General features: G+C 44.3%; 9 protein-coding genes and 1 pseudogene. 5 read left to right on the forward strand and 5 right to left on the reverse strand.

Annotated elements, in window-relative coordinates:
• Positions 1–185 precede the first annotated feature (185 nt).
• A complete protein-coding gene (locus OKW21_RS23125; RefSeq protein ID WP_277484011.1) occupies positions 186–2,342 on the forward strand; it encodes an alginate lyase family protein in 2,157 nt (718 codons plus the stop codon).
• Between the two features lie 107 nt (positions 2,343–2,449).
• Here OKW21_RS23125 and OKW21_RS23130 read toward each other — a convergent pair whose 3' ends face one another.
• A complete protein-coding gene (locus tag OKW21_RS23130; RefSeq protein ID WP_277484013.1) occupies positions 2,450–5,017 on the reverse strand; it encodes a PIG-L deacetylase family protein in 2,568 nt (855 codons plus the stop codon).
• A gap of 350 nt (positions 5,018–5,367) precedes the next feature.
• Between OKW21_RS23130 and OKW21_RS23135 the strand changes: the two genes are divergently transcribed.
• From OKW21_RS23135 to nagB, 4 genes are all read left to right on the forward strand, one after another.
• The gene (locus OKW21_RS23135) at positions 5,368–5,568 is read left to right on the forward strand and encodes a hypothetical protein (RefSeq protein WP_277484016.1); all 201 of its coding nucleotides are present in this window, start codon (positions 5,368–5,370) and stop codon (positions 5,566–5,568) included.
• A gap of 56 nt (positions 5,569–5,624) precedes the next feature.
• Positions 5,625–6,197, forward strand: coding sequence for a hypothetical protein (locus OKW21_RS23140; protein WP_277484018.1), 573 nt, complete (start codon positions 5,625–5,627; stop codon positions 6,195–6,197).
• Between the two features lie 219 nt (positions 6,198–6,416).
• On the forward strand, positions 6,417–7,088 hold the full coding sequence (locus OKW21_RS23145) for a 3-keto-disaccharide hydrolase (protein ID WP_277484020.1): 672 nt from the start codon (positions 6,417–6,419) through the stop codon (positions 7,086–7,088).
• A 242-nt stretch (positions 7,089–7,330) separates the two neighbouring features.
• Complete coding sequence (gene nagB, locus OKW21_RS23150) at positions 7,331–9,244, forward strand: glucosamine-6-phosphate deaminase (protein WP_277484021.1); 1,914 nt, start codon at positions 7,331–7,333, stop codon at positions 9,242–9,244.
• Positions 9,245–9,295: 51 nt separating this feature from the next.
• Here nagB and gloA2 read toward each other — a convergent pair whose 3' ends face one another.
• From gloA2 to OKW21_RS23170, 4 genes and pseudogenes are all read right to left on the reverse strand, one after another.
• A complete protein-coding gene (gloA2, locus tag OKW21_RS23155) occupies positions 9,296–9,685 on the reverse strand; it encodes an SMU1112c/YaeR family gloxylase I-like metalloprotein (RefSeq protein ID WP_277484024.1) in 390 nt (129 codons plus the stop codon).
• An 87-nt stretch (positions 9,686–9,772) separates the two neighbouring features.
• Positions 9,773–10,544: pseudogene (locus tag OKW21_RS23160) on the reverse strand (acyl-CoA desaturase).
• 109 nt (positions 10,545–10,653) lie between these two features.
• Complete coding sequence (locus tag OKW21_RS23165; RefSeq protein ID WP_277484027.1) at positions 10,654–11,274, reverse strand: sigma-70 family RNA polymerase sigma factor; 621 nt, start codon at positions 11,272–11,274, stop codon at positions 10,654–10,656.
• 105 nt (positions 11,275–11,379) lie between these two features.
• On the reverse strand, positions 11,380–12,711 hold the full coding sequence (locus tag OKW21_RS23170; RefSeq protein WP_277484029.1) for a M23 family metallopeptidase: 1,332 nt from the start codon (positions 12,709–12,711) through the stop codon (positions 11,380–11,382).
• Positions 12,712–12,759: the final 48 nt, after the last annotated feature.

Here is a 12,759-nt window from a genome sequence, read left to right on the forward strand (position 1 = left end):
ATTTTAGGAGTTGTACGCTCTAATTTTACTGCGTAATTTCTCAATACCATAAGTTTTTTCTATTTTTTGTTTTACACGCTGTATAGTTACAGGGTGTATTATACTCAATACGGCATAGTACTTTGCTTACTCAGCATAAGCAGTCTGGTAATATGTCATGCAACCACCTAAAATAGAAATAATCTATGCGAACACCTTTCCGTCTTTTTTCTATTCCTATCATTTCATTATTGCTGTGTAGTATCTTTTTTCAGGCTTCTTGTGCCAAGGCATTCCGAAAAGATACCATCGCACCCCCAGGGTGGCAATCGCTCAAGTCGGTTAAAGATTTCTGGGAAGCTTATCCCGATAGAATGCGTACCCTCATTGATGCGCTGGATCTCAGTTATCCAGGTTTACAAAGTGTGCAGCAGGCCGTACAGCAGGGTGATACCCTGGCGGCCGGAGAAGCAATTGTAAATTATTACCGAAATGCTGACTCCGGTTCCTGGCTACGGACAAGCTCTGAGCAAATGTCGGCTGATAAGGTTAGCAAAGAAGCTCATCAGCTTATCCATGATACAGTCAGCTTCAGCGGACTAACCGCAGCGGTACGCCTTACAGAAAGCGGGGGCTGGGACTGGGATTATCGCGGCCCTGACAAAGATGATGAGTTTGGCTACTCACTCAATGGGCAGAAATATCTTCCGATACTGCTGGAAGCCTGGCAGAAAAGTGGTGAGGCAAAATATGCTGAAAAATATGAACAGCTACTCAAAGACTGGATAGTCCACCACCCCTTACCTCCCAAGGAGGATTCTATCTACCTGGTGCTTAACTCCGGAGACGCACTGGACTGGAGAGATATAGGAGAAGTGCAGTGGCGTGATCTGGAAGCCGGGCATCGCTTAGGCGCTTCCTGGCCGCAGACTTTCTATGGTTTTCAGCCGGCGGAAGCGTTTAGCCCCGCAGCACGCCTGCTACTGCTGGCCAGCATCCCTGAGCAGACTTACTATCTGAGAAATTATCATAAGCAGGGCCACAACTGGACGACTATGGAAATGAATGGCCTTGCCCTTGCAGGACTGGCCTTTCCTGAATTTAAAGAGGCTGACGCCTGGGCAGAATATGCACTGGAAGTGATGCGGAAAGAAATTAACCGTCAGGTATATCCTGATGGCGTACAAACAGAATTGTCTACCAAAACCCAGTGGGTAGCACTGAACAGATTTGAATCCGTGGCCCAGAACTTTGAGCATGCAGGACGCGAAGTACCAGATAGCTATCTCCGCAGGATTGAAGAGATGTACAATTATATGGCTTATGCCATGCGTCCCGACGGACACCAACCCCTCAATAATGATTCAGACCGTGAAGATCTGCGTCCCCGGGTACTCACGGCAGCTCGGACTTACGACCGCCCTGACTGGCAGTGGATTGCTACCAATGGTGCGGAAGGTGTACAACCTGAGGGTTTGCCTACCACAGTATTTCCCTGGGCAGGTATCAACGTGATGCGCAATGGCTGGGACGGAGAAGCACACTGGGCTTTCTTTGATGCCGGTCCTTTCGGTACTGGCCATCAGCACAGTGACAAGCTCCATATCTCAATAGCCGCTTATGGCAGAGACTTGCTCGTTGATGGCGGACGCTTTACACATAAAGACTACTTCAGTTTTGACCCTGGTATGTGGCGGGGTTACTTCCGTAGCTCTTTCTCGCATAATGTGATATTAGTAGACGGCAAAGCACAAAACGGTGGTCCTACTATGGTGGAAGCGCCACTTGAAGAAGGGACAGACTATGTGAATACACCCGAGTTTGATTATGCAAGAGGAACTTTCTCCTCCGGCTTCAATGGGGTGGAAGGTGAAGTGGAACATAGCCGAGCGGTACTTTATGTGAAAGGCAAATATTGGGTAGTAGTAGACCATATTGATACAGATGGCCCTCATCAGTTGGAAGCACTCTGGCACTACGCTCCCCATTGTACCGTCAGCATAGAAGGGAAAGAGGTGGTGAGCACTGATGAAGGAGAAGGCAATCTGCGCATTGTACCGCTTGGCGCAACTGACTGGAAGGTAGAAATGGTTCAGGGAAAGGAAGAGCCTTATAAGCAGGGGTGGTACAGCGCTGACTATGGCAAGAAAGTCCCTAATCCTACGCTGGTATACACTGCTGATATTGATGAACCTTCTACTTTTGCCTGGCTACTTATGCCTGCCAAAGGTAAAGTCCCTGAGGTAAAAGCAGAAATTATCAGCAGCACAGATGAAGGTGTAGCAGTACAGGTCACAGAGGCGGGTAAAGTTCCCATCACTGTGAATGTACCTCTAACGCAGGGTACACCGGGAATAAAATAGGACTAAGTTGTTGCCGGCATATAAGGGTTCAATAGATCTGCCAAACTGTAATAGTTTAGCAGATCCACCTATTTCATTTCGATCATTGAGGCTTGGATTTTTGGAAACTACCTCCCGGTTTCCGGACTCTTGCCAATAGAGATCATATTGGTAAGCAGACGATATGCTCCGGGGACTCCGGCAGGAAGCTCTCTAAAGAAAGATAAGCCCGAGTATATATAATACCCTTTTCCGTACCTGGCTACCAGTAACGATCCTTTTTTGGGATCTTCTCCCGGATCATTCATGGAAAGCACAGGCTCAAATTGCTCTTCATCCCATTCATCAGGAAAATACAAGCCTCTCTCCTGTACCCAGTTATCAAAATCTTGTGTAGTAATTTTGTTGGGCGTATTCAGCAGAGGGTGGTCTTCCTGTAAAAAACGAACTTCAGCCTTTTCGTCAGCCACACGATCACGGGATATGTTAAGCTTATAAGGAGAAAAATTCTGCGTAAGCAACATATGTCCGGTATTGTATTGAGTGATCAGCGTCCCTCCCTTCTCTACATATTGTAACAGCTTGCTGTTTTGGTACCTCAACCAATCCACTGTATTGTACGCTCGTATTCCGATCATAATCGCATCATAAGTGCTCAGCTGACTTACGTCCATATCATCACTGCTTAAAATAGATACGTTATAACCAATTTCCTCCAAAGCTTTGGGCACTTCATCTCCGGCCCCCATAATGTAGCCGATGGTTTCCCCCTCTTTGCGAATATCAAGTTTCACCAATTGTGCCGATGCTGTCGGAAAAAGCGTTTGGGTAGGAATATGCTCGTAAGCAATGGTAAGCATGCTCTGAGCATACGACTCTCCGGACTGCTCAGCTACGGCCTTTACCTCTCCCACGCTCTGAGCTTGTGGAGGCAGCACGCTAAAGACAAACTCTTCTTCCTGTCCTTTTAGCGCGATACTGTAATCAAATGAAGAAGGATCAGACGCCCAGCCATCTGGAAGGTCCAACGAAACTTTTCCTTCAATACCAGATTTTCCTGCCTTTACAGTTACATGGATCGCCTTAGCTTCCTGTTCGGCAAATACATGCACATCACCTTCTATTTCAACATAGACCGGTGGCGTAATGATAAAAGGGCGATAGGTTTCACCAGAACGCGCATCATTTCTTTTGTATACTACAGGAACTTTTATATCTAGAGGCCTGCTGTCCACAGTAAGTTTGAAAATACCTTCTACCGCCGGTGGCGTATCATCCAGCCCAATCAACTGCTGATCATCTACCGTAAAGCTGAACCCATCGTGTGGCTTGCGCAGCCAGTAAGGGCCCGAATATGGCAGATCCTGAGGAATCAGTACGTCTGTCTTGTAATCCAAAGGTTTATTATCCTCAAGTGCGGTATTGATCGTTGTATCTTTACTGATACTGGTAAAAGAAACACTTCTCAATTCTACGGGCACGGCAGAGCGGTTGATTGCTTCTACATTAAGTACTACTGAATCTCCCGGTGTGGTAGAGTATTCGGCGATACCTGAGCGGCTGTTGGAGCGAAACCTGCGGCTGAGCGCGTTGGTACCACTGCGTACTTCCAGATACAAACCCAGGCAAGCCTTGATAACTTTATCTAGTTCTTCTCTTTTTACGCTCTTCCAATACCCATCTTCCAGCTGGTTCAGTGCTTCAGAAGCATCCATGAGTTTGGAAACAACGGCAGCAGGATTTTCCGGACGAAAAGAAGTGTATGCCTGCGCCAGAAGCTGCCCTACTTTCTCCCCTCCTTCTACCCTGGACCAGCTGGTATTAATACCATCAAATAGTTCATCTTCAGCCATCTCACCTTTGACATGTCTGAAGTACTCAACATCAGGTCCTCTGGAGCCGGTAGCCCCAAAACCCTGACTCTGGTGTTTGCTGCGACTCTCAGCAGCAATTTCAGTTACTGACTTGCCCAGCAGCGGGTTGTATGCCCCCAGGTCTATGCTAAGGATGGAGTCATTATCTACACTTTTTTTCTCTATGTCTTCTGTCATCCAGCTGCTTTCGTTAAATACCAGGCGGGTAGGCTGCCACAGCTCTACGTATTTTAGCTGTTCGGGAAATGCTTCCGGATCAGCAGCCAGGTCAAAAGCTTCCGCTGCCAGTATCCCTGATGTGGTATGATGACCGTGGCCTGCTCTCTCGTCAGGGGGAAAACGGGTAATCATTACATCTGGCTGAAACTTACGGATCACCCAAACTACATCGGAAAGTATTTTGTCTTTATCCCAAAGCTCCAGCGTTTCTTCGGCAGTTTTAGAGTAGCCAAAGTCAATGGCTCTGCTAAAGAATTGCTTGCTTCCATCTACACTACGTGCCTGAATCAGCTCCTGGCTGCGCAATACGCCCAGTTTTTCCCTGATTTCAGGGCCGATAAGATTTTGTCCGCCATCACCGCGGGTAAGGGCCAAATAGCCGGTGTTCATGAGTTTAGTTTGTGAGAGGTAACCGATCACCACCTGATTCTCGTCGTCAGGGTGCGCTGCCACATAAAGTGCAGTACCCAGGCTGTTTAGCTTCTTCAGCGCCAGTTGAATCTCAGCCGCTGAAAGTTTTTCAGGTGCCTGGGCAATGGCCGCGAAATGATATGTCAGGAAAAATAGTATAGTCAGGAGACTAGCACGATACTTTGTATTCATACAAAATGAATTTTAGCTAATTCGGGAGATTAACAAATTTAAGAATTAATATAAGAAGAGAAATTCCGCTTACAAGTTTGTCTGAAGTTTCTTTTTTTCTGATCATTGCAGTATTCAACGCAAGTTAAATAGGAGATAACTTTAAGTTTCCAACGATTATGATAGATTTTGTATTAGCGAAATCTATATTCAACGCAGATTTTAGACCAAAGGTATCATCTCATCTACATACGAGAGCCACGTTCTTGAGAGATGCTTTACAAAGGGAACTTCTCTATGCTTATCTTCCTTAAACATCAGTATTCTTTTATCATCAATATTTCTAATACGCTCAAATTTATAGCGATATTATGACTGTTTTTGTAAATGAAGAGCCTCTGCGTTTATTCAGAGGGGCTAATGTGGGTGATGCGATCATGAAGTATTCAGAGTCAATTTTTCGTGACATTCTATCCAGAAGAAAAGTGGTGACCAACGCCACCGGCAAGGCTTTGCCACTACAGGGCGATGTGCATGATGGTGACCGTTTTGTGGTAACCTCTTCACAGTGACCATTTCATGGCGACCATAAATAATTAAGCTTTTGGAAATCTAGACTTTGAATGTAATGCTGGGCAAAAAAACCGAGTGGCTGATTCGTATATCTGGTAGTGCTTTGCTATTTCTTGCTTTTTATAAACTGTACACTCGTCCGCTTACCCATAGTTATCACGAAGCTTTTCTTTTCCTGCACTTACAGCTTGTACTCTGGCTTATGCTGTTGCTGATTATGGCACTTGTCAGTAGTAGTTTCTCAAAGCGGAAAAACCAATGGGCTATAATTATTTTATCATTTCTATTATTAGCGCCTTATCCTTTTTTTCACCAGAGGTTTACAGCGCAGGCTGAGCAACACTTTTTTCAGCAGCGTTATACATATTTTGAGCAGATCAACCGGCAAACTTTAGATAAAACTACCGCTGCTGACGAAGAGAAATTATATAATCAGTTGGCTTCCATAGATGTGAGGAGCTATGAAAAAGGAGAAAACTACGTCGCTTATTGGGTAGACCGCATGCCTGAACAAAGGAATGGGTTTATTTTTTTGCTTGAGGGACAAATACCTGACAAACTCTTTGGATATCCGGTAAAGCAAACGAAACATATTGGAAAAAACTGGTTTAGTTTTTCCTCAGAATAGGCTCATATTTATACTAGCACCGATTTTGTTTCCTAATCAATAGCAAAATCTTTAATTTACCCCCACTTATGAGCCAAGCATTGAACGAACAGCTCTTATCTTCAGATACATAAGCATTTTATGGCTTATCTCTTAGGTTACTATCTCGGTGAGTCCTTCAGATTTCAATGCTTGCTCGGGAGTATAAATTTTATCTTTTCAAATTCATTTGAACAAAGCATGACGAAAAAAACCTACTTAGCACTCACTTTAGCGGCCAGCATGTTTGCCTGCCAGCAGCCTTCCAGCGACAGCACCTCAGAAAACGACAGCAGTAGCAATACTGAAGCGGTAAGCTCTTCTTCCGAAGAAGCTGAATTTCAACCAATCTTCAATGGTGAGAATCTTGATGGCTGGAAAATTCACGGTACCGAAAAGTGGTATGTAGAGGACGGGCAGATCATTTGTGAAAGTGGACCGGATGCAGCTTATGGCTACCTGGCAACTGAAAAATCTTACAAAGACTTTATCCTGGAACTGGAGTTCAGACAAGAGGCAGATGGTAATAGCGGTGTCTTCTTCCGCTCTTCACTGGATGGGACCAAAATCAGCGGCTGGCAGGTTGAAGTAGCTCCTCCCGGTAACGATACCGGAGGTATCTACGAATCATATGGTCGGGGTTGGCTGGAGCAGATTCCTGAGGAGAAAGAAGATATCCTGAATATGGGAGAATGGAACAAGATGCGTATTGAAGTCATCGGTGACAAAGTAAGTACCTACCTGAACGGAGAAGAAATGGTAGTACTGGAAGATGAAAAAATCGGAGATGCCAACGGTTCTATCGCATTACAAATCCATGATGGAGGTGGAATCAAAGTGAGGTGGAGAGATTTGCGAGTAAAAGAAATGTAGACACCAAACTTCTGAAGAACCAATGATTCTTCGGCTAACCTCTTATTGATCAACACCTTGAGCGATCACTTTGGGGTGTTGATCAAAACAAAGTCCTATAAAAAAAATAAATTTCAGAATATTATTCTTAACATTTACACTCTACTCATTTTAAGTTGTATTCTGATTCTTTTTATTCTATGCCACTTTATCAAAAAAAAGTAGCTAATTTTGCAATTCACTCAATCTAATCGAACAGAAAAATGGACCAAGCTACTGCACTTGAAAAGCAATTTGAGAAAATTCCTACAAGTATTTTTGAGGATTCTGAAACTGCATCTAAAGAAATTGCCAAGACCATACGGGACCTGATTGTTGAAAGACAACAGCAAGGCAAAAAAGCTGTTCTGGGTTTGGCTACCGGTTCTTCTCCTACCCGAGTATACGAAGAACTGGTTAGGATGCATCAGGAAGAAGGACTGAGCTTCAAAAATGTGATCACCTATAACCTTGATGAGTACTATCCTATTGAGCCCGACAAGCTGCAAAGCTATGTGCGCTTCATGAAAGAGTATCTCTTTGATCATGTAGACATAGATCCTGAAAATTACAATATCCCCGACGGTACCGTACCCATCGAAAAAATCAGTGAGTACTGTGTAGCGTATGAGAACAGAATCAAAGAAGCAGGAGGTATTGACATCCAGCTTCTTGGTATTGGAGGTACCGGACACATTGGTTTCAATGAACCAGGTTCCAGAGAAATGTCCCGTACCCGCCTGATTACACTTGACAAAATTACCCGTACCGCAGCAGCAAGTGACTTCTTCGGAGAGGAATTTGTACCTCGCCGGGCGATCACTATGGGTGTACAGACCATTATGGAATCTCGTCAGATTATCCTGATGGCTTGGGGTGAAGGAAAAGCTTCTGTGATCCAAAAGGCTGTAGAAGGCCCTATCACTGACCAGATTCCTGCTACTTTCTTACAGGATCATGCCAATGCACAAGTGATTGTGGATGAAGCCGCCGCCGCTGAACTGACCCGTGCTAAAACACCCTGGCTGGTTGGGCCTTGTCATTGGGACCAGAAGCTTACCCGCAAAGCAGTGGTTTGGTTATGTGATAAAGTAGATAAGCCCGTCTTAAAGCTAACCCCTGAAGATTACAATGAGAATGGTATGAGTGACCTCATTGCTGATCATGGCCCTGCTTATGATATCAATATCCGTATTTTCAACGAACTACAGCATACCATCACAGGCTGGCCAGGAGGAAAACCCAATGCGGATGACAGCCAGCGGCCCGAAAGAGCGCAGCCTTTCCCCAAGCGAGTGTTGATTTTCAGTCCTCACCCTGACGATGATGTTATATCTATGGGAGGAACACTACTCCGCCTGGTAGATCAGGGTCATGATGTACATGTTGCTTACCAGACTTCTGGAAATATCGCGGTCTTTGATGATGACGCGCTCCGCTTTGCTGATTTTGCCAATGATTTCAAAGAAGTTTTTGATCTGAAAGACGACAAAATTGAGACTTTATTCGACGAAGTTTTTAAAGCTACTGAGAGCAAGCTTCCCGGTGAGGTAGATCCTCGCCCCGTACAGTTGATCAAAGGGTTGATTCGTCGTGGTGAGGCTAAAGCAGCCTGTCGCTATTGCGGTATCCAGGAAGAAAATTACTACTTCATGGATATGCCTTTCTACGAAACTGGAAAAGTACGCAAGAAGCCTTTGGGCGAAGATGATATCCAGATCACTGTAGACTTACTGAAAAAGGTGAAACCTCATCAGATTTATGCAGCAGGTGACCTTTCAGATCCTCATGGCACGCACCGTGTCTGTCTAAGCGCCATCATGCAGGCAGTTGACAGGTTAAAAGATGAGGAATGGATGAAAGACTGCTATGTATGGCTGTACCGCGGTGCATGGCAGGAGTGGGATATTGATCAGATTGAAATGGCAGTGCCTATCAGCCCGATAGAATTGATGAGAAAGCGTCGTGCGGTGTTCAAGCACCAGTCTCAGAAAGACCGTCCTTTGTTCCCTGGCTCAGACCCCAGAGAGTTTTGGCAGCGTGCTGAAGACCGTAATAAAGGTACCGCCGATGCTTATGATAAGCTGGGATTAGCCGAATATGAGGCCATGGAAGCTTTTGTAAGATATCACTTTTAATAAGACAGATCTATTTTAACAACGGAAGGGTAGCTGTTTGGCTGCCCTTTTTTATTTTTCATACAGTTCAAGAGGCAAATCATCCGGGTCGGCAAAGAAAGTAAAACGCTTCCCGCTTAGCTTATCCGTCCTGATTTCTTCACAGTTAATTCCTTGCTCTGCTAAAGCCTGCACTGCTACCTCCACATTATCCACCTCAAAGGCCAAATGTCTCAACCCTCTTGCTTCAGGCCGACTGGGACGTGCAGGAGGCTCAGGAAATGAGAACAGCTCTATTACATACTGTCCATGAAGTGCCAGGTCCAGTTTGTAAGATTGTCTTTCCTCCCGATGCACTTCTCTTACTATCTGAAATCCCAGTATCTCTGTATAAAAGCGCTTAGACTTATGATAGTCTGAGCAGATGATCGCAATATGATGTATACCTTTGAGTTGAAGCATGCGGCTAAAATAAAAAAAGGTAAAGCCTTTCGCTCAACGTATTAGTTGAACGCCAGACTTTACCTTGAATGATGATAAAATATTTTTTTATGCTGCCTTTTTGGTTTGTCCGATTTTTACCTCTTTACGCTTATTAAGGTGAATAACGCCCGTTTTATCAAGCAGCAAGATAACCAGATAAGTTGGATCTATCTCATGCCAGCGGAAGCCTCCAAAATTAGCTCTGGAGCCATGCTTGTGGTGATTATTGTGATAGCTCTCTCCCATCATCAGGAAGTCAACAGGCAGGAAATTCTTAGAAGTATCGCTTACTTTAAAGTTCACATAGCCATACTTATGAGCAAACCAGTTGATGATTGCCCCGTGGACCGGAGACATCAGGAACTGAATAGGAAGGAGTAACCATAACCACCAAACGGTAGCAAACTGCATATAAATCAGTACATAGATAGTACCCCAGAAGAGACGGGAAACCCATGAGCGAGCGAATTTGTCAAAGATATCCCAACGGGGGTACTCCTTTGGTAAATCTTTCTTCTACTTCAAGCTTACCATTACAGATTGACGAATAAATGGTTTTGGTCTTCCACATCATCCTCCAGATCGTTTCATCGTAAGTGGGTGAGTGTGGGTCTTCGGGAGTATCAGCGAAAGCATGGTGCATGCGGTGCATCACTCCGTAACCATAGGCGCTCAGGTAATTAGAGCCCTGAAAAATCCAGGTAAGCACGAAAAATATTTTTTCGGTGGTTTTAGACATGGTAAATGCTCTGTGCGCAGCATACCTGTGTAAAAAGAATGTCTGGAAGAATAATGATAAATACCAGTGGGCTACAAAGAAAGCAAGAATTACGTACATAAGTGTTAGTTAAATAAAGAGTATGTTTCTATACACCTTTCCCTTCAAAAGGGATGTCATTTTTAAAGACAAGTGAGAAAATGAGATGTGACAAAAAAAGAAAAGTTTTTTACTTCTTTTGAAGCGTAAACTTGTTCACCTCATGGCTGACCTGGTTCACAAATTCGGATAGCTGACCAAAGTTGCAGGCTTTTTTGAAGCTTTCCAGCAGTTGAAGAGGTTGGGTGTCTGTTGAAGATTTTTTTCTGTTTTCCTGTTGAAGTTTTTCTTTAGCTCTGGAAAAAAGCTGACGGCAATTTTCTTTTTTCTTACCGAAGATTTCCTGTAAATCTTCATATTCATAATCAAACACTTCACGAAGCAGATAAATTCCTTTTTCTACCGGCTCCAGTTTTTTGTGCACCAAAGCAAGGGCTTCAGAAAGTTCATTTTCCAGATCAAAACGAGGGAGTTCAAAATCACGATATTTTTCCAACAACTCACTGTTTTTCAGATTGCTGAAATATTCGCTCTTTTTCTTACGGAAAGAATTGAGGTGGTTAATACAATTATTGGTAACTGTACGGATCAGATAAGCTTTGGTGTTTTCTATCTTTTCCTGATCTATGGTAAGCCATTTCATAAAGGTATCCTGTACGATATCTTCAGCATCCTGTAAAGATCCTACCATGCGTAATGCAATAGCATACAGTAAAGGCTGATAAAGTGATATGGTTTGTGTTTGGCTCAATTCTCCTTAAACATAGTAAATTTAGTGCCAGAATATCAAAGGCAAAGTTAAATATTGAAAATTATCTGCAAATTTTTTTCAACAGACTTAATCCATAACCAAAACCTATTTTTCTGTATCTATCCAACCGTGATGTCCCTCACTTGTTCTGACAAAAAGCAGAGAATCATAATTAGCCAATACTTCTGTATTTCCGGCGATCCAATCTCCACGTACTGCCCCGCTTCCGTAAGGATTGTCAAAGTAAAATTTATCCTGTTCGCTCAGTTCAAGCTGTTGGGTGGGTTCATCCAAGGGCTCTATCAGGCTGTCATGAATAAACCCTTTTTGCTCATCAGGCAGAGCAACGCGATACCAGCGGTTACTTTTGCCTTCAATATTCAGCCATGTATACTGAGGAAAACGCCCGATTACTTCTGAGTCTGTTGTCGGTCCCTTTCGGATATTAGAAAGTGTGGCGCTGGTGCGTACGGCAATTCCTACTTCAGAAGGATCAGCTGCCAAAATTTGCTCCTCCTTGAGCAAAGCATGTACGAAGGGATAAGGATCTACTGCCCCTCTGCTTATTTTGTAGATACTAAAATGCAGGTGCGGAGGGGTAGTACGTGCATTGCCGGTATTGCCCACAAAGCCTAAAGTATCTCCTACGGATACCCGCTGCCCTGGCTTCACTGCCTGACTATCCAGGTGAGCATAATATAGCCTGAAGCGCTTTTCCAAACTGCTTAACCAGACGACTTTACCTCCCAAACCACTTTGCATTCTGTGCCCTACCACTCCATCGCTTACTGCCAGCACAGGCGTCCCTTTAGGAGCGAAGATATCTATCCCCTTATGACTCCTTTTGCCCCCATCTCGGGGAGCACCGAAAAAACTCCCAACCGCTTTGCTGTCGATGCCGCTAACTGGAAAAGCCAGTGAAGGCTGAAAGTTAATGTTCAGCTTATAAGCTCCACCGCGCAATAGTTCAGGCTGAATACGCAAGGCATGCCAGCCGCTTTCTTCCACTTCGTACTGAAGTTGAGGCAAAGTATCGGCAGAATGTATAAGCTCAAGACTGCTGTCTTTTTCTACGGAAAAAACGTCTATGAAAATGGTAGCTTCCGGCTGCGCCAGGGTTTCCAGCGCAATGTGAATCTGCTGTCCTTCCTGTACCGGGTATCTGAGGCTAAGGGCTTTGGGCTTTTCAGGAGGAAAATAACCTGTCTCATGATAAGGCACCTCTATCAGCAGAGAATCTTCCAGGCTCATTTTGCCTGCTTTTAGCCAGTCTGCCCCCAGGGCTGTCCGGTCAAGCTCATTTTTTTGCAGCCTTTGCAGGTACTTCTCATAAGGAGAAGCTCTGGTAAAAAGCTGATCTAGTTGTTTGCTGCTGCTACATGCAGCGGCAATAAATACAATTCCGAATATATATACGCTATGAAATATTGATCGCATAGGTTAAAAGTGTAAATGACTCATCCTCTAACACAAAACCTTTCAGAA

This window comes from Catalinimonas alkaloidigena (assembly GCF_029504655.1).
GTDB classification, from domain to species: domain Bacteria; phylum Bacteroidota; class Bacteroidia; order Cytophagales; family Cyclobacteriaceae; genus Catalinimonas; species Catalinimonas alkaloidigena.